This window comes from Rugosibacter aromaticivorans, assembly GCF_000934545.1.
In the GTDB taxonomy this organism is placed as follows: domain Bacteria; phylum Pseudomonadota; class Gammaproteobacteria; order Burkholderiales; family Rhodocyclaceae; genus Rugosibacter; species Rugosibacter aromaticivorans.
Genome location: NZ_CP010554.1, coordinates 1,386,783 through 1,409,779, shown reverse-complemented (window position 1 = coordinate 1,409,779; position 22,997 = coordinate 1,386,783). Strand labels below are relative to the sequence as shown.

27 protein-coding genes and 1 tRNA gene are annotated in these 22,997 nt (G+C 54.1%); 7 read left to right on the top strand and 21 right to left on the bottom strand.

The genetic code is table 11. The annotated features are described in order from the left end of the window. Positions 1–45: 45 nt before the first annotated feature. The 6 genes from PG1C_RS07005 (at position 46) to PG1C_RS06980 (ending at position 3,670) form a co-directional block, all read left to right on the top strand. The gene (locus PG1C_RS07005) at positions 46–330 is read left to right on the top strand and encodes an MmoB/DmpM family protein (RefSeq protein ID WP_237218320.1); all 285 of its coding nucleotides are present in this window, start codon (positions 46–48) and stop codon (positions 328–330) included. A gap of 24 nt (positions 331–354) precedes the next feature. Continuing rightward, positions 355–1,341 (top strand): aromatic/alkene monooxygenase hydroxylase subunit beta, encoded by a 987-nt coding sequence (locus tag PG1C_RS07000; RefSeq protein WP_202636761.1) that lies wholly within the window; start codon positions 355–357, stop codon positions 1,339–1,341. Between the two features lie 78 nt (positions 1,342–1,419). After that, on the top strand, positions 1,420–2,481 hold the full coding sequence (locus PG1C_RS06995; protein WP_202636759.1) for an alcohol dehydrogenase: 1,062 nt from the start codon (positions 1,420–1,422) through the stop codon (positions 2,479–2,481). 123 nt (positions 2,482–2,604) lie between these two features. Further along, positions 2,605–3,003, top strand: a complete 399-nt coding sequence (locus PG1C_RS06990; protein WP_202636757.1) for a limonene-1,2-epoxide hydrolase family protein — start codon at positions 2,605–2,607, stop codon at positions 3,001–3,003. Beyond that, positions 2,987–3,196 carry a hypothetical protein gene (locus PG1C_RS06985; RefSeq protein WP_202636755.1) on the top strand — a complete coding sequence of 70 codons (210 nt, stop codon included), beginning with the start codon at positions 2,987–2,989 and terminating at the stop codon, positions 3,194–3,196. The genes PG1C_RS06990 and PG1C_RS06985 overlap by 17 nt, the downstream gene beginning before the upstream one ends. A gap of 162 nt (positions 3,197–3,358) precedes the next feature. After that, positions 3,359–3,670, top strand: a complete 312-nt coding sequence (locus PG1C_RS06980; protein ID WP_202636753.1) for a hypothetical protein — start codon at positions 3,359–3,361, stop codon at positions 3,668–3,670. A 34-nt stretch (positions 3,671–3,704) separates the two neighbouring features. Here PG1C_RS06980 and PG1C_RS06975 read toward each other — a convergent pair whose 3' ends face one another. The 18 genes from PG1C_RS06975 to alr all read right to left on the bottom strand — a co-directional run bounded on the left by PG1C_RS06975 (position 3,705) and on the right by alr (position 19,367). Beyond that, a complete protein-coding gene (locus PG1C_RS06975) occupies positions 3,705–4,247 on the bottom strand; it encodes a YceI family protein (RefSeq protein ID WP_202636751.1) in 543 nt (180 codons plus the stop codon). Between the two features lie 146 nt (positions 4,248–4,393). After that, positions 4,394–4,470, bottom strand: a tRNA-Pro gene (locus tag PG1C_RS06970). A gap of 29 nt (positions 4,471–4,499) precedes the next feature. Next, the gene (locus PG1C_RS06965) at positions 4,500–4,886 is read right to left on the bottom strand and encodes a MerR family transcriptional regulator (RefSeq protein WP_202636967.1); all 387 of its coding nucleotides are present in this window, start codon (positions 4,884–4,886) and stop codon (positions 4,500–4,502) included. Next, the gene (locus PG1C_RS06960; protein ID WP_202636749.1) at positions 4,876–5,178 is read right to left on the bottom strand and encodes an integration host factor subunit alpha; all 303 of its coding nucleotides are present in this window, start codon (positions 5,176–5,178) and stop codon (positions 4,876–4,878) included. Before PG1C_RS06960 ends, PG1C_RS06965 begins: the two co-directional genes overlap by 11 nt. 32 nt (positions 5,179–5,210) lie before the next feature. Continuing rightward, complete coding sequence (gene pheT, locus PG1C_RS06955) at positions 5,211–7,613, bottom strand: phenylalanine--tRNA ligase subunit beta (protein ID WP_202636747.1); 2,403 nt, start codon at positions 7,611–7,613, stop codon at positions 5,211–5,213. 26 nt (positions 7,614–7,639) lie between these two features. Beyond that, positions 7,640–8,698 carry a phenylalanine--tRNA ligase subunit alpha gene (gene pheS, locus PG1C_RS06950; protein WP_202636746.1) on the bottom strand — a complete coding sequence of 353 codons (1,059 nt, stop codon included), beginning with the start codon at positions 8,696–8,698 and terminating at the stop codon, positions 7,640–7,642. 100 nt (positions 8,699–8,798) lie between these two features. Beyond that, complete coding sequence (rplT, locus tag PG1C_RS06945; RefSeq protein ID WP_202636744.1) at positions 8,799–9,164, bottom strand: 50S ribosomal protein L20; 366 nt, start codon at positions 9,162–9,164, stop codon at positions 8,799–8,801. A gap of 12 nt (positions 9,165–9,176) precedes the next feature. Then, positions 9,177–9,374, bottom strand: coding sequence for a 50S ribosomal protein L35 (rpmI, locus tag PG1C_RS06940; RefSeq protein WP_202636742.1), 198 nt, complete (start codon positions 9,372–9,374; stop codon positions 9,177–9,179). A 136-nt stretch (positions 9,375–9,510) separates the two neighbouring features. Then, complete coding sequence (gene infC / locus PG1C_RS06935) at positions 9,511–10,038, bottom strand: translation initiation factor IF-3 (RefSeq protein ID WP_202636966.1); 528 nt, start codon at positions 10,036–10,038, stop codon at positions 9,511–9,513. A 28-nt stretch (positions 10,039–10,066) separates the two neighbouring features. After that, a complete protein-coding gene (gene thrS / locus PG1C_RS06930; RefSeq protein ID WP_202636740.1) occupies positions 10,067–11,995 on the bottom strand; it encodes a threonine--tRNA ligase in 1,929 nt (642 codons plus the stop codon). 259 nt (positions 11,996–12,254) lie between these two features. After that, complete coding sequence (locus tag PG1C_RS06925) at positions 12,255–14,735, bottom strand: ABC transporter permease (protein ID WP_202636738.1); 2,481 nt, start codon at positions 14,733–14,735, stop codon at positions 12,255–12,257. Continuing rightward, positions 14,735–15,061, bottom strand: coding sequence for a type II toxin-antitoxin system RelE/ParE family toxin (locus PG1C_RS06920; protein ID WP_202636736.1), 327 nt, complete (start codon positions 15,059–15,061; stop codon positions 14,735–14,737). The genes PG1C_RS06925 and PG1C_RS06920 overlap by 1 nt, the downstream gene beginning before the upstream one ends. Then, positions 15,058–15,270, bottom strand: a complete 213-nt coding sequence (locus PG1C_RS06915; protein ID WP_202636734.1) for an addiction module protein — start codon at positions 15,268–15,270, stop codon at positions 15,058–15,060. The genes PG1C_RS06920 and PG1C_RS06915 overlap by 4 nt, the downstream gene beginning before the upstream one ends. Positions 15,271–15,531: 261 nt before the next feature. Next, positions 15,532–16,062 (bottom strand): DUF6941 family protein, encoded by a 531-nt coding sequence (locus tag PG1C_RS06910; protein WP_202636733.1) that lies wholly within the window; start codon positions 16,060–16,062, stop codon positions 15,532–15,534. Then, the gene (locus tag PG1C_RS06905) at positions 16,059–16,517 is read right to left on the bottom strand and encodes a helix-turn-helix domain-containing protein (protein WP_202636732.1); all 459 of its coding nucleotides are present in this window, start codon (positions 16,515–16,517) and stop codon (positions 16,059–16,061) included. Before PG1C_RS06905 ends, PG1C_RS06910 begins: the two co-directional genes overlap by 4 nt. After that, a complete protein-coding gene (locus PG1C_RS06900) occupies positions 16,459–16,875 on the bottom strand; it encodes a hypothetical protein (protein WP_202636731.1) in 417 nt (138 codons plus the stop codon). The genes PG1C_RS06905 and PG1C_RS06900 overlap by 59 nt, the downstream gene beginning before the upstream one ends. 37 nt (positions 16,876–16,912) lie before the next feature. Next, the gene (gene radA, locus PG1C_RS06895) at positions 16,913–18,277 is read right to left on the bottom strand and encodes a DNA repair protein RadA (protein ID WP_202636730.1); all 1,365 of its coding nucleotides are present in this window, start codon (positions 18,275–18,277) and stop codon (positions 16,913–16,915) included. Positions 18,278–18,293: 16 nt separating this feature from the next. Next, complete coding sequence (alr, locus tag PG1C_RS06890) at positions 18,294–19,367, bottom strand: alanine racemase (protein WP_202636729.1); 1,074 nt, start codon at positions 19,365–19,367, stop codon at positions 18,294–18,296. A 255-nt stretch (positions 19,368–19,622) separates the two neighbouring features. Between alr and lplT the strand changes: the two genes are divergently transcribed. Further along, positions 19,623–20,885, top strand: coding sequence for a lysophospholipid transporter LplT (lplT, locus tag PG1C_RS06885; protein ID WP_202636728.1), 1,263 nt, complete (start codon positions 19,623–19,625; stop codon positions 20,883–20,885). Between the two features lie 58 nt (positions 20,886–20,943). On the opposite strand, the gene PG1C_RS06880 is transcribed toward lplT, so the two are convergent. The 3 genes from PG1C_RS06880 to PG1C_RS06870 are packed head-to-tail and all read right to left on the bottom strand — an operon-like array spanning position 20,944 to position 22,947. Further along, positions 20,944–21,441, bottom strand: a complete 498-nt coding sequence (locus tag PG1C_RS06880; RefSeq protein ID WP_202636727.1) for a TPM domain-containing protein — start codon at positions 21,439–21,441, stop codon at positions 20,944–20,946. Position 21,442: 1 nt separating this feature from the next. Further along, positions 21,443–22,324: a TPM domain-containing protein gene (locus tag PG1C_RS14755; protein WP_257719920.1), complete on the bottom strand. Its 882-nt coding sequence runs from the start codon at positions 22,322–22,324 to the stop codon at positions 21,443–21,445. Between the two features lie 8 nt (positions 22,325–22,332). Next, positions 22,333–22,947 (bottom strand): LemA family protein, encoded by a 615-nt coding sequence (locus tag PG1C_RS06870; protein WP_202636726.1) that lies wholly within the window; start codon positions 22,945–22,947, stop codon positions 22,333–22,335. Positions 22,948–22,997 lie beyond the last annotated feature (50 nt).

The following is a 22,997-nucleotide window of genomic DNA, read 5'->3' as shown; positions in this document are numbered from 1 at the left end:
TAAAAAAGAAAGGAAGAGATGATGAGCAGTATTTCAGAAGCCCACATGAATAACAATGTTGGCCCCGTGATGCGCCAGGGCGAGCTTGCCCAGGCCGTCATCGAAGCTGCAGAGATTGATAATCCCGACAAGGTAATCACCGTGGAAGACAAAGTTGCCTACATACGCATCCAGACCACCGATGAGATGCTTATCAAGCGGCAAACCATCGAAGAAATGCTTGGTCGGCCATTCAGCATGAGCGAAATTGAAATTGATCTCTCGTCTTTTGCCGGGCGTATCGATACGCAAGTTGAATATATTCGTTTTTACCATGCCAAGCACCTGTAATCCGAATAACCAAGGAGTTCGAACATGAGCGAAACAGAAGTATTAAAGCCGTTAAAGACCTGGAGCCATCTGGCCAAGCGTCGTCGCAAGCCGAGTGAATACGAGATCGTTTCGGTGAATATTCTCTACAACACGCGGGATCCGAACGCGCCTTATGATCTCGATCCGAACCTGCCCATGAACCGCTGGTACAAGCAGTACCGTAACGACAGTCTGTTGCAGCATGACGACTGGAACGCATTTCGCGACCCGGATGAACTGGTTTATCGTACTTACAACATGCTGCAGGATGGCCAGGAAACCTATGTTTTCGGACTGTTCAACCAGTTCAATGAGCGTGAGCACGACAAGGCATTGGAGCCACAATGGGCGGGAACGCTGGCCCGACTCTATACCCCGGCACGGTATCTTTTCCACACCCTGCAAATGGCCTCGGCGTACATTCAGCAGATGTCGCCTGCCAGCACGATTACCAATTGCGCTGCGTTTCAGGCCGCCGACTCTTTGAGGTGGCTCAGCCATACTGCCTATCGCACCAAAGAGCTTTCACTCACGTTCACGGACAAGGGTTTTGGTACGGACGAGCGCACCTATTGGGAGACCGACCCCGCATGGCAAGGCTTTCGCGAGTTAATGGAGAAAGTGTTAACCACCTGGGATTGGGGTGAAGCTTTTGTGGCATTGAATCTCGTCGCCAAGCCGGCGATTGAGGAGGCCGTATTGCGTAAATTGGGTGAAGCCGGGCGTCATAACGGCGATACGTTGCTTGGCATGTTGACGGATAGCCAGCTTCTGGATGCCAACCGCCATCGTCGCTGGGCAACAGCGCTGGTCAAAATGACGCTTGAAAAATCAGGCAATGCAGAGGCTATCAAGCCGTGGATTGCAAAATGGGAACCCCTTGCCGACAAGGCAATCGACGTCTTTTGTACTGCCATGCCTGAAGTGCCCGATGCTGCAGCAGATGCCAGGAGTGCAACACGAGATTTTCGGCTTTCTCTGGCACTTTAATCAGTCAATCAATCCGTTAAGACTAAACCAAATCATCGCCCGTCAATTTAATAAACTTGATAAAACAAGAGGGACCTCATGAAAGCAGCAGTCTATTTTGGCCCGCAAGATATTCGATGCACGACGATTCCAGACTCGATGTTGCGTGCTGACCATGAAGTGCTAGTCAAGGTGACCGCAACTTCGATCTGTGGATCGGACCTGCATCTATACCGTGGAGCGCTTGATGGCATCATGGAAAAGGGAAAGTCACAAACAGGACATGAATTGATCGGCGAGGTGCTTGCGGTAGGTAGAACGGTTGGCCGCTTTAAAAAAGGCGATCGAATCAGCATGGGCTACTCGGCCTCATGTGGTGACTGCTACATGTGCAAAGTGGGCCAAACAGCGCACTGCGAAACCACGCACAAAGCGGTGTATGGCTTTGGGGTGCCGTTTGGCAACCTGAATGGCACGCATGCGGAAACGCTTGTGCTGCCATATGCGGACGGCCATGCAATGAAAGTCCCTGCAGGAATTTCCGATAGTGCGGCGATCACACTCTCTTGCAACCTTCCCTCCGCGGTTATCGCCAATGAGCTTGCCAACATTCAGGTGGGTGAAACGGTCGTGGTGATTGGCTGCGGGCCCACTGGTTTGATGGCAATGGATATTGCCATGCATCGAGGACCAGGACGATTGATCGCAGTAGATGCCTTGCCTAAAAGGCTCATGCTTGCAGCCCAAAAAGGCGCTGCAACGTTTGACTCGTCACACGAGGGATGGCAGGAAAAAGCGCTTGAAGTCACGGGTGGCCGTGGTTTTGACAAGGTCATCGAAATGGTTGGCTTACCCGAAACCTTGCAGATGAGTCTTGATCTGGTTCGCCCCGGAGGAACTATCGCGGCTCTTGGCGTATTCTGCGATGACAAATTCAATCTGAATCTCGCCGATATATTCTTGCGTAATATCACGCTGCACATGAATGGTTTTGCCAACGTGCAGCCCTATATGTGGGAAGCCCTACGCATGATGGAGCGTGGCGTTGTCAAACCCGAAGAATACTTTTCACATACGTTTGCACTATCGGATGTCGATCAAGCCTTTGCCACGTTTTTTCACAAGACGGATGGCGCAATGAAAGTGCTGATCAAACCGTAGATACGTAATACTCACGAAGGCTGTCTGTGAGTATCATAGGCTACTGAGGTAGCCATTGCAGAATGTCACTACGCATTGCTACCTGAAACATATGGTTAATTTCAAAATCGAGGACAACCCATCATGCAAAGTACCCTTGAACAACGCAACATCGACATCGTTCGCAACTTCTGCGCTGACTGGAGCAAATGCTCTAACCAGGCACTACTGCCCTATTTCACTGAAGATGCCGTCTATCACAACATGCCGTGGGCGCCACTCAAAGGGCATCAAGCCATTGGTGATTTTCTTGCACCCTTTTGGTCCATGCTTGATAGCATCACCTTCGATGTGCTCAACATTGCCGCAAACGGCGCGGTTATTTTTACCGAACGCGTTGACTATTTTCGGTTTAAAAATGGAGGCAAACTCGATCTTCCCGTCAACGGCGTGTTTGAACTGAACGCTGAAGGAAAGATTACCCAATGGCGCGAATATTGGGATCTTGCCGACTGGATAAAGCAAGGTGGCCCGGCAGGCTGACGCGGTAACAAACAAAAATTTCTGGCTGCTGTATGCAGCTACGATCATCGCTGGTTATTACAGCGTGAATACCAATGTGTACCACTTTGCCGCAGCCGAAATTGCCAACCCAGCAGGGAAGGGAAAGCGGCATCTTATGCGCCAGCCGGTTTTTATCGTCGCAGCAACCACAAGTCCTTGGGATTTGGGGTAATGAATCTACTCATGGCAGCTACACCTCTGGCGATGCAGAAATGCAGCCTGCCTTTTCCTCCAGTCGTTCTGGTGCTGGAATGGCATGTGATCGGCATATTTGTCCCGGGGTTTTTATCGGAAACTCATTAAACGTTCTGGAACACTCACCATGTGTGTCGGCGTGGCGCTCAATGCGCTATGCATCGCGGTGGCACTTTCTGGCACAGAGATATACCAATTTTTAATCACCCTGTTCTTGCTTGGTGTCGGCTGGAATTTTTTGTTCACCGGCTGCACGAAATTATCACTGCAAACGTATTCCGCTGACGAAAAGGATAAAGCGCAAGGTGCCTTGAATTTCTCTGCATTCACTACCCTGGCTGTAAGCTCTTTTGCTTCTGGCGTGCTGGTCACAACACGTGGCTGGATGCTGCTCAATATCGGTTCGCTGATCCCTGTACGGTTAACAGCTGCAGCGCTTTTATGGCTCTGAAGGCGAAGTACAGAACAACCCCTGTGATCAAGTATTAAGGATTACTTTTGGCTATCGATGGTTTGGCAGCCAAAACGAAGTTAACCTTCACCTCGTCCGCAACAGTACTCGGGTCTCCCCATGCGCCCTCACCAATACCAAACGCGAGACGTTTAAGGGTAAAGCCTCCTGCAAAAATCCCTAGCCCGGCTTCTTGATGAAAGCTCGCTTTAGTCACCATATCCTGCGTCACATTTTTGATCGTTAGCGCACCCTGCATCTCGAACTGACCATTGCCTAAGGCTTTGACATGACGAATGTCGAAGCGAGCCGTCGGAAACTGACGAACAAAAAACCAGTCCTTGCCAACAACTTCGTCGTTGGCCTCAGTAGATCCGGCATCTACGCTGGCCAGCTCAACGTCGATGCGCGCTCGCGCCGCTTCTGGATGTACCGGGTCAAAGTTAAGCTGTCCAGTAAAGCGACGAAAACCCCCTTCGACAGAGACGCCCATCTGTTTTGATACAAAGCGGATGCTGCTACGCTCAATAACTAGTGGGCCATATACTGCTGCCCAAGTCTCTGTGTTTAGCAGCATACATAAAATGAAAATAAAAAAACGACCCATCACGGCGTTCCTTTCAGCGGGTTAAGCCCATTTTCAGGCTAAAGAATAACAATACCATGAGAGACGCATACAATAAAAAAGGGTTTCAGTTTTTTGACTGAAACCCTTGGTGTTACTGGTCGGGGCGAAAGGATTCGAACCTTCGACCCCTTGCACCCCATGCAAGTGCGCTACCAGGCTGCGCCACGCCCCGACATGTATAAATTATAGCAATAGAATGGGCTATTCGAGCCCGCCTGCCCGCAGAAAATCAATAATCGCTGTAATTTCTTTTCGTAGCGAACCGGGTTGTTCATCAAACTGCGTATTCATCTGCCCCTTTTGCCCATTTAACTTTGGCGTTAATGAGTCATCCAGACGATGCCGTGCACCATTAATCGTAAACCCGTCCTGGTAGAGCAACTCACGAATTCTGCGCGCCAACAACACTTCATGATGCTGGTAATAACGCCGATTTCCGCGCCGTTTAACAGGGCGCAGTTGGGTAAACTCTTGCTCCCAATAGCGTAATACATGCGGTTTTACGCCACAAAGCTCGCTGACTTCACCGATAGTGAAGTAACGTTTGGCTGGAATCGGTGGCAGCTCGTCCCGGCTATTACTGGGTATTGCCACGCTGGAATGCCTCTACTGCCATTTTGAGTTTTTGGCTGGCATGAAAAGTAACGACACGCCGTGCTGTAATGGGGATCTCTTCACCTGTCTTGGGATTGCGACCCGGGCGTTGCGGCTTGTCACGCAATTGAAAATTGCAGAAGCCAGAAAGCTTCACGTCATCCCCTTCTTCAAGTGCATTTTTCACTTCGTCGAAAAAAGCTTCCACCATATCTTTTGCTTCACGCTTGTTTAAACCCACTTTTTCAAAAAGAAGATCTGCCAGCTCTGATTTGGTTAATGTCATACAAGCTCCTGCTACCAATAATTAACGAAGGATCAACGCAATAAAGCACCGAAGTCATTTTGCGCAACGGCTAAAAGTTTAGCGACAACCTCCTCGATTTCCACATCCTCGAGAGTTCGTTGAGTATCTTGCATAACTATGTGAAACGCAATACTTTTCTGAGCGTCACTCAGCCCTTGCCCTTGGTATACATCAAACAGCACAATGTCGCGCACTACCGCCGGGGCAGCTGCACGTAATGCATTTTGCACGGCTGAAGCGGGCTGAGTTTGCGCAACAACGAGCGCAAGATCACGTACCACTGTGGGTAAACGTGATACTCCGGTGTATTCAGTTTGAGGACACGTTAACAATGCCGCCAGCTCAAGCTCAAACACCACGGGCGCTTGCCCCAGGGCATATTTTTGTACCCATCGAGGGTGTAGCTCACCCAGCACGCCCACAGGCTGGCCTTTAAGTATCACGCGTGCGCTACGCCCAGGGTGAAACGCGGAATGGATTACGGGTTCAAAGCTTAATTCGTGCGGTGAAAAAAGCACTTCAACATCGGCCTTTACGTCGTAAAAATCCACGCGTCGTGGTGGTACACCCCATTGCTCAGGTACGGCAAAGCCTGCTGCTAAGCCCGCTAGTCGAAGCGGCTGATCAAAACCAGTCACTGGCGCACTGTTGCTCGTTCTGAAAAAACAGCGTCCAAGCTCAAAAATTCGCACCCGCTCCGTTTGTCGTTTGCGATTTGTGGCTAATGTGTCAACTAAGCCACCGATGAGCGTTGAACGCATCACGCTCATGTTGCTGGCAATAGGATTAGCCAGCACTATGGGGTGAGTATTGGTTGTAATGCTTGAAAAATCTGCCTCCCACGCAGCATCGACAAAGCTGTAAGTAACAATTTCATGATAATCGCGTTGAGCTACCGCTTGCCGAATCTGCATCGGGCCACGACTAAACTCGGCTGCAGGCATCATGGCAACTCGCGCTACAGGTGGGATAGAGGGAATATTGTCGTACCCGTGCAGACGCGCGATTTCCTCAATCAAATCTTCTTCAATTTCAATATCGAAGCGGAAAGAAGGCGGCGTGACAACGAGGTGATCACCTTCTTGCGCCACACGCAAACCCAAGCCGCCAAGTAAGGCCTCTGCACGCTCGGCCGTGACATCAATACCCAAAACTTTTGTGGCACGCGCCGGACGAAGCATAACCGGGGCGCGACGAGGCAAATGCTCGGGAGAAACAGCTTCGACAATAGGACCTACTTTGACACTCTCACCACCCCCGCATGCAAGGATTAACGCAGTTGCACGCTCAATCGCCAGGCGTGGCAAATCAAAATCAACCCCGCGTTCATAACGATGCGAGGCATCCGACGAAAAACCTAAAGTCCGCGCTTTGCCCGCAATAGCCACTGGCGCGAAAAAAGCGCTTTCCAGAAAAATATCGGTTGATACCGCTGTCACGCTTGAAGTCTCGCCTCCCATGATTCCTGCCAACGCAAGCGCGCGCTGCTCGTCAGCAATCAGTAGCATGTCCGGCTTAGGCTCAATCTCTACGCCATTGAGCAGCAACAAAAGTTCATCGGGCTGCGGGTAACGCACATGGATATCACCTGAAAGCTTGGTATCATCAAACGCATGCAAGGGCTGGCCGAGTTCCAGCATGACATAATTGGTGATATCCACCACTGCTGAAATTGAGCGAATACCACTGCGCTCAATGCGCCGTTTAATCCATTCAGGGGTTCGCGTTTGTGCATTCACACCCCGCAGAATACGGCCGCAATAGCGCGGGCAAGCGGCTGGCGCGTCAAGGACAATCGCGCGTTGGTCTTGATAGTCAGCCGCCACTGGCGCAGCGTCAGGCAATACAGGCAAAATCAGCGGCGCGCCTGTCAATGCCGACAGTTCGCGCGCAATGCCTAGCAACGACAGACAATCTGCACGGTTAGGTGTCAACTTGATGGTGATGAGATGGTCATCAAGATCAAGGGACGTACGAATGTTTTCGCCGACAACTGCATCTTCCGGCAGCACCAGCAAACCGCCATGATCATCAGCTATGCCCAGCTCGCGTGACGAGCAAAGCATGCCAAAGCTATCCAGGCCGCGCACTTTGGCTTGTTTAATTTCCATCGTGGGCAAGCGGGCGCCAACCACAGCACAAGGCACTTTTAATCCGGCAGCCACATTCGGCGCGCCGCAAACAATTTGCAAAATCTCACCCTGTCCCGCATCCACAGAGCAGAGATTAAGCTTATCTGCATCAGGGTGTTTTTCGACTGTCAGCACCTGGGCAACAAATACGCCGGAAAACTCAGGCGCAGCGGCCTTCACTTCTTCCACCTCCAGCCCCGCCATCGTAAGAATATGACAGAGTTCTTCAGTATTTAGTGGCGGGTTACACAGGCTGCGCAGCCAGGATTCAGAAAATTGCATAATCAAGTGATCAACGTGAGCGTGTTTTAATTGAATTGCGCAAGAAAGCGCAAATCGCCTTCGAAAAATAAGCGCAGATCAGGAATGGAATAGCGCAGCATCGCCAAGCGATCTGATCCCATGCCAAAGGCAAAACCGGTGTACTTTTCCGGGTCGAAACCGCCAAACCGCAGCACGTTCGGATGCACCATGCCACAGCCTGCGATTTCCAGCCAACGACCTTGCAATGCACCACTCATGAAGGCCACATCAATTTCTGCGGAGGGTTCGGTGAACGGAAAAAAGGATGGACGAAAGCGCACGCTCATATCGTCTGATTCAAAAAAATGGCGGAGAAAATCCGCTACAACACCTTTGAGATCAGCAAAGCTGACATTCTCACCTATCCATAACCCCTCGACCTGATGAAACATGGGCGAATGCGTGGCATCGGAATCCACACGATACACCCGGCCAGGGCAAATCACACGCAGCTCAGGCAGCGTTTCGAGATGTTTGTGGCGCTCGACATGTGCCAGCATGGTACGAATCTGTACCGGGCTGGTATGCGTGCGTAGCAGCACGTCATCCTGCATCTTGCCATCCACGCCTTTGAGGTAGAAAGTATCGTGCATCGAACGTGCCGGATGATTTTCAGGCGTATTCAACGCCGTGAAATTGTGCCAGTCAGATTCAATCTCAGGGCCATCAGCCACATCAAAACCGATGGAGCGAAAGAGCTGCTCGATGCGTAGAAGGCATTTAGTCACCGGATGCAGGGTGCCACGCGGCATGCCCCGCCCCGGCAAGGTGATATCCAGTGACTCAGCGGCTAATTGGGCTTCAAGGCGAGCATTTTTCAGCTCTTCGCGCCGTGTCACCAGCGCCGACTCTATCCGTTCTTTCGCCACATTAATGGCAGCACCTGCCACTTTGCGCTCTTCTGGCGGCAACTTGCCCAGCCCTTTGAGCAATGTCGTGAGAGAGCCTTCTTTACCGAGGTAAACAGCCTTGGCATTCTCCAACTTGGCAGGTTCGGTAGCCAGCGCAAAATCGGCCATGGCCGAGGTCACCAGTTGATCCAGGTGTTGATCCAGGTTATCCATCGATCATCAAAATAGCATTGGCAAAAAATAATAACATCCGTTGCAATTAAAAAAGGAGGCCCCCAACAGCCTTGGGCCTCCTTTTTTGGTTATGCCGCGTTCAAGCTGAAGGGGAAAGCTGAACCCGGGCCTGATTCGCCAGCGCAGCAAATGCTGGCTTGTCAAACACGGCCAGATCAGCCAGAACCTTGCGATCCACTTCGATGGACGCTTTTTTCAAGCCGTTCATCAAGGTGCTGTACTTCATACCCAACTCACGCGCACCGGCGTTAATACGGGCAATCCACAACACACGGAATTGACGTTTACGCTGCCGACGGTCACGATAGGCATATTGACCTGCCTTCATCACCGCTTCTTTGGCAATACGGTAAACCTTGCTGCGACGGCCGCGGTAACCCTTGGCCTGGTCGAGAACTTTCTTGTGACGCGCGCGCGCCGTTACACCACGTTTTACTCTAGGCATGTCATATTCTCCTTAAGCGTTCGGCAGCATCGCGCGAACGGATTTGACATTAGAGGCGTGAACCGTGAGCATGCCACGCAACTGCCGCTTGGTCTTGGTGGTTTTCTTGGTGAGAATGTGGCGCTTAAACGCCTGTGAGCGCTTGATACTGCCTGAAGCGCGTACGATAAAGCGCTTCTTGGCACCGCTCTTGGTCTTCATCTTCGGCATCGAAGATCTCCCTATAACATGACAGCCAGGTGTTTCCCGCCTTGGGAATGCTTGATGACCCGCCATCACTTCTTATCTCCACCCGGCTTACACCTGGCGGAAAAATTCTTTCAACTACAACACGACTACAACGAGCTCAATGTGCTTTTTTCTTCGAAGGTGCCAGCACCATGATGAGTTGGCGGCCTTCCATTTTCGGAAATTGTTCAACCATTGCCTGTTGCTCAAGATCTGCTTTGATACGTTCCAGCATACGCATGCCAATTTCCTGATGGGCCATCTCGCGTCCCCGAAAACGCAAAGTAATTTTTGCCTTGTCACCCTCACCGAGAAACTTCACCACGTTACGCAACTTGATCTGGTAATCGTTTTCATCCGTACCCGGGCGAAACTTGATTTCCTTGACCAACACCTGCTTTTGCTTCTGTCGCGCCTCATGCAAACGCTTGGCTTCCTGATACTTGAACTTGCCAACGTCCATGATCTTGCACACAGGAGGCACGGCGGTCGGCGCAATTTCTACCAGATCCAGACCAGCCTCTTCGGCCAGTGTCAATGCTTGACGTATTGGAACAATACCTAACTGCTCGCCATCTTCCCCGACCAAACGCACTTCAGGGGAGGTAATTTCGTCATTCAGGCGCTGCGACTTATCTTGAGCGATGGTTCAATTCTCCATAAAAACAAAAAAATCAGGCCGAAAAAGCGACGCCACCCTTGCTGCTTTTTTCATTCAGCAAGCGTTCAATCAAGGCTTGAGGGGACATCTGCCCGAGATCTTGATTGCCACGGGCACGCAAAGCGACCAACCCGGCAGCCTTTTCCTTGTCACCCACAACGACAAGGTAAGGCCGCTTCAACAAACTATGTTCGCGTATTTTATAGTTTATTTTCTCTCCACGCAAATCACTTGTCGCGCGAAGGCCCGCTTTTTGCAATAACTGAGTGACATCGATCGCGTAATCCGCCTGTGCTTCGGAGATAGTCATCACCACAATCTGCACCGGCGCCAGCCACAACGGGAAAGCACCCGCATGGTTTTCGATCAGTATGCCGATAAAGCGCTCCAGCGAACCGAGAATCGCCCGATGCAGCATCACCGGCGTATGGCGTGTATTGTCTTCGCCAACAAATTCAGCGCCCAGCCGCTGCGGCATGGAAAAATCGACCTGTACCGTGCCGCATTGCCAAGAGCGGCCAATGGCGTCCTTGATATGAAATTCTATTTTCGGGCCGTAAAACGCACCTTCGCCGGGGAGTTCTTCCCACTGCAAACCACTGGCCGTCAGCGATGCGCGCAATGCATTTTCAGCCTTGTCCCACGAAGCATCTTCACCTACCCGGCTTGCCGGGCGCAAGGCCAGTTTGACGGCTACCTCGGTAAAGCCAAAATCGGCATACACCTGCCGCACCAGATCATTAAAGGCCGTGACTTCCGGCTGAATCTGATCTTCAGTACAAAATACATGCCCGTCATCCTGCGTAAAGCCACGCACACGCATCACGCCATGCAGCGCACCTGAAGGCTCATTGCGATGACATGAACCGAATTCACCATAGCGCAGCGGCAGGTCGCGATAAGAGCGGATACCCATATTGAAAATCTGCACATGGCCGGGACAATTCATTGGTTTTACCGCGTAGTCGCGCTTTTCCGACTCGGTGGTAAACATATGGTCCTTGTAATGCTCCCAATGGCCGGATTTTTCCCACAGCGTGCGCTCCAGAATCTGCGGGCAACGCACTTCCTGATAACCATTGTCGCGATACACCTGACGCATGTATTGCTCGATTTCCTGCCACACCGTCCAGCCATGCGGATGCCAGAACACCATGCCCGGCGCTTCTTCCTGCAAATGGAAAAGGTCAAGTTGGCGGCCCAGCTTGCGATGATCGCGCTTCTCGGCTTCTTCGAGCATGTGCAAATAGGCGTCGAGGTCTTCTTTCTTTGCCCATGCGGTGCCGTAAATCCGCTGCAACATCGCATTGTCAGAGTCGCCCCGCCAATAAGCACCGGCCACTTTCATCAGTTTGAAAACTTTAAGCTTGCCAGTTGAAGGCACATGCGGACCACGGCAAAGATCGACAAAATCGCCTTCACGGTAGAGCGAGACATCTTCACCTTCGGGAATCGCTGCAATCAGCTCGGCCTTGTAATGCTCGCCCAGCGAAGTAAAAAACTCGATCGCCTGATCGCGCGGCACGACTTCGCGGATCACAGGAAAATCTTTTTTCGCCAGTTCCGCCATGCGCTTTTCAATCGCTTCCAAATCTTCTGGCGTAAAGGGGCGGGTGTAGGCAAAGTCGTAGTAAAACCCGTTGTCGATCACTGGACCGATCGTTACCTGCGCTTCAGGGAACAAGTCTTTCACGGCATAAGCCAGCAGATGTGCGGTCGAATGCCGAATAACCTCCAGGCCATCGGCCTCTTTATCCGTCACAATCGCCAGCTGTGCATCCTGCGTAATCAGGCATGATGTATCCACCAACTGACCATCCACACGGCCCGCTAACGCGGCTTTCGCCAGCCCCGTACCAATGGACGCGGCAACTTCGGCCACCGTCAACGGCTGTGGATATTCACGTTTTGAACCATCGGGCAGGGTAATGACAACCGGCATGAAGACGGACTCCAGTACGACAACAAAAAATGATTAAAACCTGCAGATCCAAAGCAGAAAGCGGCCACACAAACCACGCACATGCCACGCACATGCCACGCACAAACCACGGATGGCCGCCGCTCATTCTGGCGGGATGATGATAAAAATCGACCGCCAAGAATGGCGCGAATTCTATCACGGCAAAGCACTGCAACAGCGCCAAAATACCGCCCCCTCGCCCCGCCTGCGGGGAGAAAAACAGGGTGAGGGAGAACGTCTACCCGCGCAAAGCCACCATCGCCGGTTGGCGCAGCAGCTTCACTGAGCTCATCCAGCCAACGGCTGCCACCATCGCACTGCCCGCGAACAGGCCGATGAACCACAAGTGCGGCTGCGGCAAATAATCGAGTTGAAAAACAAAGCGTGCCAATCCCCAGCCGATCAGGCTCGCCGCGATGCCGCCCAGCAGGCCAGCCATTGCGCCCAGCATCAGAAACTCGGCCAGCAGTGCGCGCGCCAATTGTCGGCGCCGCGCGCCCAGAGCACGCAGCACGGCCAGCTCATGCTGGCGCTCGTCACTACTGGCTTGCAGCGCCGCGGATAACACCGCCAGACCGGCCAGCACGGCAAAACCGAAGACCAGCTCAACGGCATGCACCACCTGATCGAGCGTCCCATTAAGCTGCCGCACCAAGGAAGCCACATCAATCACTGTCAGGTTGGGAAAGGCCTTAACCAGATCGGGTATCAAAGCGCCTCGCGCTGCGGGTAGATAAAAGCTGGTGATATAGCTTGCCGATGCCGCATCCAGCAAGCCGGGCGGCGCGATGACGAAAAAATTCACGCGCATCGAATCCCAGTCGAGTGTGCGCAGCGAAGTAATCGATGCCTCAACGCGCTGCCCGGCAATATCGTAAACCAACCGGTCACCGAGCTTGAGATGCAGCGTTTTTGCGATGCCCTGCTCCACCGAAAACTCCGCCCTCTGAATATTGCCATGCCAGCGTCCGCTAGTCACGCGGTTGCCCGCAGGCAGATCGGCAGACCAGGAAAGATTGAACTCGCGATCGACCAGACGCTGCGCTTGCTCATCGGGATAGCTTGTCGGATTGATGGCGGCGCCATTCACCGCGACCAGGCGGCCACGCACCATGGGCGCCAGCGCAGGCGGTGGCAAGCCGTGTGCCGTGAAAAAGTCGGCGATGGCGAGACGCTGATCCGGCTGGATATTGATGACAAAACGATTCGGCGCATCCGCCGGCAGACGCTTTTGCCAACTCGCCAACAAATCGCCACGCGCCACGGTGAAGAGCAGCAGCGCCGTCAGCCCCAAGGCGAGGGCTACCGCTTGCACCAGCGTGGCATTCAGCCGTCGGCGCAGATTCACCAGCCCATGCCGCCAGCCATAGCCACTACCCGCTGGCCGTACCAGCCCAAGCAGCGCAACCCAGCCGCGCAGCATCAGCGTGAACACAATGAGCGCGGCAAGAAATCCGGCCAGCACGATCAATCCCAGCCGCAGGCCGTCCGCCATCCACAGCATCAATGCCGCCAGCAGCACACTGCCCAGCAGATAAGCCATGATCGATGCTGGCTCGGTCGCCAACTCGCGGCGCAATACACGCAGCGTTGATGCGCGGCGCAGCCGCAGTAGCGGCGGCAAGGCAAAGCCACCAACCAGAATCAACCCCACCAGCAAGCCATGCAGCCAAGGCAGCCATGACGGCGCAGGCAGCGCCGTGACCAGCAAGCCGCCGAGCAACTGTTGCAACACCGCCTGCGTGGCATAGCCCAGCCCGCAACCCACCAGCGTCGCCAGCAGCCCGAAGAGCAAAAATTCGCCGCCATGAATCAGCAGCAGTTGCGCACCCGACGCACCCAGACAGCGCATCACCGCGCAGCTGTCGAGATGCCGCCGCAAATAACGTTCCGCTGCCAGCGCCACTGCCACTGCCGCCAGAATCACCGCGAGCAACGCCGCCAGCCGTAAAAAGCGTTGCGCGCGCTCGGTGATGTTGCGAATTTCAGGCCGTGCGTTATCCAGGCTTTCCAGCTTTTCGCCGCGCCCCAATCGCGCCTCGGCCCATGAGCCAAAACCGGCTACAGCGGCAGGCTCGCCCGCCAGATGCAGCCGGTAACTCACGCGGCTGCCGTTCTGGATCAAGCCCGTCACAGGCAGATCGGCCAGATTGATCATCAGGCGCGGCGCAATGGCAAACAGATTGGTGCCGCGATCCGGCTCCAGCGTCAATATTGCGTCAATTTTCACGTCGGTATTGCCCAGCGCCAAGGCCATGCCCGGCGCCAGATTGAGCGCCGTAGCCAGACGTTCATCCGGCCAGGCTTCACCCGGGCGGGGAACATGTTGCGTTGTTGCATCCTTCACGTTCAACACCGGTGCAATGCGCAGCGCGCCGCGCAGCGGATAGTTTTCCGACACCGCCTTGATTTCAGCCAACTGCGCTGTGCCGTTAATCTGCACCATGCTCGGAAAGGTCGTGCTTTCCGCTATCCGCAAGCCGCGCGCCGCGGCTTCGCGCCGGTAATCCGCCACCCACGGATGGTCCGCCGTGAGCAGCAAATCGCCGCCCAGCAACTGATGCGCTTCCAGCTTCAGCGCCTGCTCCACACGGTCGGTGAGAAAACCGACGCTGGTCAACGCTGCGACCGCCAGCACGATGGCCATGCCCACCACCGTCAGCTCGCCCGCCCGCCAGTCGCGCCTCAGCATGCGCCAGGCAAGATTGAAATTGCGCATTAAGTTGCCCTCTTCCCTGCTGACGCTACACCACCAGACTTGAGTGCCTGCGTTAGCCGCACTGGGTTCTGGCGGCAATCGAGCACGCGCCAAACATCAGCGCAATCATCTTCAAGCTTGTAGTAGATCGCGTAAGGAAAGCGTTTCGACAGCGCCCGAAAATAGCCGTGAAACTGCTGATGCACCCCCGCATGAATCAGCAGGGCGTCAATATCCGAAAACAGCGAATCGAGAAAGTACGCGCCCAGACCGGCACTCTGACGCTCATAAAAGTGCTTGCCATGCGCCAGATCGCTTAACGCCAACGACAGTATTCTTATTTTCAAGCGGTGTCACCACCGAGCAGCAGTTTTTTGGCCTGATCCCAATCGATAAAACGCGCCTCACCCGCCGCCAGCGCGGCTTCGGCTTCATGCAGCGCATCACCATGCCATGCCGGGGATTGCAGCGACGAATCCTCGCGGGAAAGATCATCCCAAAGCGCTTCCATCATGCGCAGCTTTTCCACGCGTGTGAGGTGTTCGATAGTCAACATGTCAGCATCCTCCAATCTTTGATTAAGCCTTGCCGGCGCATCATCGCATCACGCGGCAGCCAAATCAACCGCGTCGGAAAAAGTTCCCGCAGGCGACCCGAAGGTAGTGCAGGGCAAGCACCGCGCTGGCGCTGGTGGGACGGGGATAAATCAGTGATGCGCCGCTTTAGGAGGCGCTTTAAGGGACGAGAATTTTAGCGAGGGCTCCCATGCAGCGGGATGAATCGGCGCCTGCACTGCTAGTAATGGATCAAGGCCAATTTAGGGCTTGCCTGCTGATGCTACTTTTTTTCGTATTGACGGCTTGCGCTTTGTTGATGCAGATGCTCTATCCAGCCTATCGACGGGCAAGGTTGCCGACTCTGGTGCTGCCGCAATCTTGATCAATAGACGCGGGCCGATGATTTCACCTTCTTCCGTCGTGGCCAGCAAACGAAGCGACGTTGGCTTTTCAATAGGGAAAGGCGAAAACGCGATTGCGGTGCTCACTGTTTTGCGCGTGGATGTAGCGTCCTGAACTCGAGCAACCTCGTCGAGCGGTAGCATCGGGACATCAAGACGCGCCAACTCGTTTTCATCGTCCTGAACAACACGTAGCGTTAACGACTTGAAGAGCCTTTCCTTCGGTGTCCATGCAGACGCATAAACGCATAATTTTGGCAAAACGAAAGGTGTCGCGGGAACCATCAGTTCTTCTTGGTAGCACCCCATCAGCGAAATCTTGTTGCCCATTTCATGCCGAATGTCATCGCAAAAAATAGCCGTGAGGAAACGATCAGTGTTCTTTTTCATTGAACATCCTCCGGCGAAATTGCCTGCACAACGGTTGCTATCGAAACATTCAGGGCCTTGGCGAGTTTCTTTAAAGTACTCACTTGTGGATCAACTCTACCTAGTTCCAAGCGTGCGATATGTGGCTGACTCGTATCGGTGAGTCTAGCCAATTCAGCTTGCGACCACCCTTTTTGCAAACGTAGTTGAGCAATAGAAGGAGATTGATCCTTGTAGAAATTCTTCGCGACCCATTGCCTCCCCTTGGCGATTGCCTCTGTAGCTTCCGGAGATTGTTCTAATTCGGTCACTAGATCATCAATGTCGATGGCACCGGGCAATGTCTGCGGCTTCGGCGAACCGGAAAACTCAGCATAGAGCACCCTAGCGGTACCCGTTGTTTTTTCCTTAAAGACCTCAGTGAATTGTGATGCCAAGGTCGTTATAGGCTTTGAGAATGCGTTTTGTGATTTCATGATCTGTTTTGTAGTCGAAGTCTCGATGAACGATGGCAAGGACGTGATATTGCAAAGACTTGGGCTCATATGCATAAACGATACGATAGCGCAGGCTCCCCTTCGGTTCAATCCATATTTTCAACCGCCAAATGTTGTATCCAATCTTAAATAACTCAAGCCATTTACTGACATGGTAAGCAGCTGCATGGTCGGCTCCGAAACCGTGCTCCAGCAAGGAGTCAATAACCTTCGGATCAGCCTTGGCCTGTTGCAGCAAAGCCACTACCTTACCAGCCGCAAATCGGTCACTTTGCATCAAACGCCGGATGTCATCGGCAGCATCAGGATGGATCGTCAGAGTTAGCTTTATACTCAATTAGGTATCAGTCCGTCAAGCGATAGAAGTCAATGCCCTACTCCCCCCGCATTTTCTCAATCGCCTCTTCCACCCGATCCACCGCAATCACTTCAATGCCCTTGATTGCCTGCTTGGGCGCATTGGCTTTGGGCACCATCGCGTGGGTGAAGCCGAGCTTGGCGGCTTCTTTCAGTCGCTCCTGCCCGCGCGGGGCGGGGCGGATTTCACCGGCCAGGCCAATTTCGCCAAACACCACGAGTTTGCCGGGCAGCGGCTTGTTTCTGAGCGATGAAACAATCGCCAGCAGCACGGCCAAGTCAGCCGCCGGTTCCGCAATTTTTACGCCGCCAACGGCATTGACGAACACATCCTGATCGGAACACACCACGCCGGCATGGCGATGCAATACGGCCAGCAGCATCGCCAGCCGATTCTGCTCCAGCCCCACGGTCAAGCGCCGTGGATTACCAAACGCCGTATCGACCAACGCCTGGATTTCGACCAGCAAAGGACGCGTGCCTTCCTGCGTGACCAGCACGCAGGAACCGGCAACATCCAGCGAGTGTTGCGACAGGAACAAGGCCGACGGGTTGGACACGCCGCGCAAGCCTTTTTCTGTCATGGCGAACACGCCGAGTTCATTCACCGCGCCGAAGCGATTTTTGAACGCGCGCACCAGACGAAAACTCGAATGCGTATCACCCTCGAAATACAACACGGTGTCCACTATGTGTTCGAGCACGCGCGGCCCGGCAAGCGAGCCATCTTTGGTGACGTGGCCGACGAGAATGATGCAGGTGCCGCTTTGCTTGGCAAAGCGCGTGAGCTGCGCCGAGCATTCACGCACTTGCGCCACCGACCCCGGCGCGGATTGCAGGGCGTCCGACCACAGGGTTTGAATCGAATCAATCACCGCCACGACAGGGCGTGCGTCAATCAGCGCGGCGAGAATTTTTTCCAGATTGATTTCGGTCAGGATTTGCATGCCGCCCACATCCAGTTGCAGACGCTGCGAGCGCAAGGCCACTTGCTCGGCCGATTCCTCGCCTGAGACATACAACACGTTTTCATTGGTCTGCGCCAGACGTGCCAGGGCTTGCAGCAGCAAGGTGGATTTACCGATACCGGGGTCGCCGCCGATCAGCACCACGCCGCCGGCGACCAGACCGCCGCCCAGCACGCGGTCGAATTCTTCTATGCCCGTCGGCTGGCGCGGCTCTTCGCGCGGACGAATCTTGGCCAGGGTTTGCAAGTTACTCACCCCGGCAAGCGACGCAAAACTGCGCCCGGCCGGTGTGGCTGCTTCCATTACCGCTTCGACCAGCGTGTTCCATTGCCCGCAACCGGGGCACTGGCCCTGCCATTTCGGCGCGGTGGCGCCACACTCGGTGCACGAATAAACGGATTTTGGTTTAGCCATTTTTGCGACTTTCAATTCATTGATTCACTTCGATGATCGGCACGCGCGGCGCCAGGGCGCAAAACAATTCATACGCCACGGTGCCTGCCGCCGTGGCCACATCATCTGCAGGCAGGCCTTCGCCCCACAATGTCACCGCCTCACCAGCGCCGACTTTTTCGAGCCCGGTTAAATCCACGCAGAGCTTATCCATCGACACGCGACCCAGCGTGCGCGTGCGTTGCCCTGCCACCAGCACCGGCGTGCCTGTCGGCGCATGGCGCGGGTAGCCATCGGCATAACCGCAGGCCACGATGCCGATGCGCATAGGCTGCTCGGCAACGAAAGTTCCACCATACCCCACGCGGTTCCCCGCCGTGATGTCGCGCACGCTGATCAGCTCGCTAGCCAGCGTCATCACCGGACGCAGATCCAATTCAGCCGCACTCTGCCGTGTCGGAAAGGGCGATGCGCCATATAACATGATGCCGGGCCGCACCCAGTCGGCCTGGCTTTCAGGAAAGCGCAGCAGCGCGGCAGAATTTGCCAGCGACAGCGGGAACTCACGCCCATTGATCATGGAATGCAAATGGCTCATCTGCGCTGCGATGCCACGGTCTTCATCGGCATCGGCAAAATGTGTCATCACGGTAATCGATGTTGCACAGCCAGCAGCTTCGAGCCGCGCCAACACATTTTCAAACTCGGCGGCGGTAAATCCCAGCCGGTGCATGCCCGTGTCCAGCTTCAGATACACCGGCAAGCGCAACGGAGCGGCAATCAGCGCATCCACCTGCCACAGCGCATGCAGCACGGGCGTCAGCTCCCACTTGGCCAACAGCGGCAGTTCGTCCGGCTGATAAAAACCTTCCAGCAGCAAAATCGGCTGGCGGATGCCGGCTTTTCGCAGTGCGATGGCACTGTCCAGTTCAATCAGCGCAAAGCCATTAGTCACCTTTTGTAACGCACGCGCAACGGATAACACGCGATGGCCATAGGCATTGGCCTTGATTACACTCCAAATGTTCGAATGATTCGCCACCTGGCGAACCCTGGCATGGTTGTGGCGTAATGCAGCCCAGTCAAGGTACGCATGAATCGGTCGGGACATGTGATCAGTAGGAGTGAGGTGACGTGGAATTACACCGCTGGGTCAAGGGTGCAATTCAATCACAAAATAGCTCGGCTTGGCACCAACAGCCGCGTGCTTATGCAAGAGCGTCATATCCTTGCCACGGCTTTCGTGCTATAAAACCGCAACTTTTAATCACGGTCGCGTATCTGACTCGGTGTTCTATTTAGTGTTTGACTTAGTGCCTGATTTTTTTCTGCACACCGCCTCCTTCGCACCCTACGCATCCTATCCATGAAGTTAGGTTTTTATGTCATCATGGCCGCGCAGTTTTTTTCTGCACTGGCCGACAATGTCCTGCTGATTGCTGCCATTGGCATGTTGCACGCCATGCAGGCCCCGCTGGAATACACACCACTACTTAAGACGTCATTTACCGTTTCGTATGTTCTGCTGGCGGCCTTTGTCGGTGCTTTTGCCGATTCCATGCCGAAATGGCGGGTCATGTTCATCAGCAATGGCATCAAGATTTTTGGCTGCAGCCTGATGTTTTTTGACGTACATCCGCTGCTTGCCTATGCCGTGGTCGGGCTGGGCGCAGCCGCCTATTCGCCCGCCAAATACGGTATCGTGACCGAATACCTGCCCCACCGCCTGTTGGTGGTTGCCAATGGCTGGATCGAAGGGCTTACCGTGCTGGCCATTATTCTAGGTGTGGCGCTCGGCGGTCTGTTGATCAGGCCGGATATTGCGCAGTTCTTGCTGGCGTTTGACTTCCCATTGATTGATACCGGCATCAATACCGCGGGCGAAGTGAGTCTGGCAGTGACGGGGGGTTTATATCTTTTGGCAGCAGTTTTTAATCTGTATGTGCCCGACACCGGGGTTGACCACAAGGCCATCAAGAACAACCCCATTTACCTGATCCACGAGTTCACGCACTGCTTTAAACTGTTATGGCATGATCGGCTCGGCAGAATCTCTCTGGCCGTTACCACGCTGTTTTGGGGTGCGGGCGCAACGTTGCAGTTTCTGGTGCTGGACTGGGCCAAAATTGCCCTGAACATGGATCTCTCAAAAGCCACCTTGCTGCAAGGCGTGGTGGCCGTTGGCGTGGCCATTGGTGCGGTGCTGGCGGCACGCATGATTACCTTGCGCAAATCAGTGCGTGTCATTCCCATGGGCATCGCTATGGGCGTGGTGGTCATGAGCATGATTTTTGTGCACCACATCGTGGTGGCATCGATCCTGCTGCTTTTCATTGGCATGCTATCCGGTTTTTTTGTGGTGCCAATGAATGCCTTGCTACAACATCGAGGGCATATTTTGATGGGTTCCGGGCACTCGATTGCGGTGCAGAACTTTAATGAAAACCTATCCATTCTGATAATGACTTCCCTGTATTCCGCTCTGCTGGGGATACAGCTTTCGATCTATTGGATCATTGCGCTCTTTGCATTTTTCGTCATCAGCAGCATGTGGCTGGTGATGCGCCACCATCAGGCAAACCAGCGTGAACATGACGATGTCGTACACCTGGATGATGGCGCGCTATAGAACGTAAAGTGCAAAGCAAGCCCGAGCCGCCTAAATCCGTGCGGTTATAGTCTCGCAGTTACAGTCGTACAGGTCTGTTGGGTAATTCGTTCGGGTTTTCTGTTCGTGCCGGAAAGTGCTGCACCAACAACTCGCTGGCTTTTGTGATGGTTTGCAGCACACCACGGCGGTAGTCCTTCTGCCCAAACGCGGCTTCCAAGCCACGACACAAAGCATCCCATTGAGCTTGCGGCACGCGTTGCGCAATGCCTCGATCGGCAAGAATCTCTACTTTGCGATCAATGAGCTGCACATAGATCAATATGCCGCTGTTTTCTTCTGTGTCCCACACGCCTAACTGAGCAAATAGCTGCATCGCCCGACGCCGCACAGGAAAATCATGCCACAGTGCAGAAAATGGCAATGGCCCTTCAAAAACAAACCGCAACTCGCCACGATGGTTTTTTTCAGAAGCGGCCACAGCAGAGGCAATCGCCGTTAAATCAGCGGGACGAAAAACGCGCTGCGCGAACCATCCTGGGGTGAGCAAATGAGTAAACACGCGTTGCAGATTCATTTCACCATCTCCCCGATGCGCCGCCGCCGCCAAAGCCACCGCCGCCACCGCTAAAACCACCACTACCAAACCCCCCGGAGCCGCTACCCATGCCGCCTATGCCCGACCCACCGCGCATAAAAGAAAAGAACAGCACAAAGGCGCCGAACGTTAAACCAATGAGCCACGAGCCCAGCAACCAGCCGCCGATCAGCACACCGATGCCTGCGGCAAGTAATGAACCACCCAAGCCCAGTAAGCGGTTTAACAGGGGAGCAAAAAACGCGGCGCCCGCCAGCAACGGCAGCAACCCGCCCTCAAGCTGACCACCCCTGCTGGGGGATGAGCGGGCGCTTGGCGGAGGCAAAGATTCGCCCTCAATAACGGTTTGGATTGCCGTGACGCCGGCATCAATACCGCCGAAATAATCCCCCGCGCGAAAGCGCGGCGTAATCACCTCGCTAATAATGCGCTTCGCCGTCGCATCATTCAACGCCCCTTCCAACCCGTAACCCACCTCGATGCGTAACTGCCGGTCATCTTTGGCGATGAGCAGAATGACGCCATCATCCACGCCTTGGCGACCAATCTTCCACGCCTCTGCCAGTCGTATACCGAACTGTTCAATGCTTTCCGGCTGAAAAGTCGGCGCCAGCAACACGGCGATTTGCGCCCCTTTTTTCTGCTCAAAAGCGCTCAGCTTCTCTTCCAGTACAGCGCGCTGAGGTACGGTTAATGTACCGGTCAGATCTGTCACACGCTGGGTTAGCGGTGGCAAAGCAAGCAATCCATCACCCGCCCAGGCAACTGGCAGCAACCCGGCCATGGTAACCGAGGCAACCAAGGTTACCAGAGCAAGCACCGCAACCAGCAATGCTCGCGTCCAACGCAACAGCTTCATCATCAACCTCGTTAGTTGCCTGGTGCCGAGGGTGCGGCTGTGCCAAACTGCACACGCGGTGGTGTGGCAATGGCTTTTTCATGCTCAACGGTAAAGTTGGCTTTGGGTTTCCAGCCCATAAGCATGGCCGTTAAGTTATTAGGAAAGACGCGTACTGACACGTTGTAATCCTGTACCGACTTGATGTAGCGATTACGCGCGACGGTGATGCGATTTTCTGTTCCTTCCAGTTGCGCCTGCAGGTCACGAAAGCTTGCATCGGCTTTCAGGTTGGGATAGTTTTCAGCGACCACTAAAAGTCGTGCCAGCGCACCACCCAACTCACTTTGCGCTTTTTGAAATTTAGCAAAAGCCGCTTCATCGTTGATCAGCTCAGGCGTGGCTTTCAATCCGGCGACATTAGCTCGCGCCTCGGTTACCCGCGTTAGCACTTCTTTTTCATGTGAGGCATAACCCTGCACAGTAGCGACTAGATTCGGGATCAAGTCGGCACGACGTTGATATTGATTTAGTACCTCAGACCAGGCAGCATTCACCTGCTCATCGTTTACCTGCACCTGGTTGTAGCCACAACCAGAAAGCATTAAGGCGAGAAATGAAAACAAGGCCACCATGCGTAATTTCATCTGAGTCTCCTGAAAATAATTGACGGGTGCAGTATCTGCACCCGTCAATA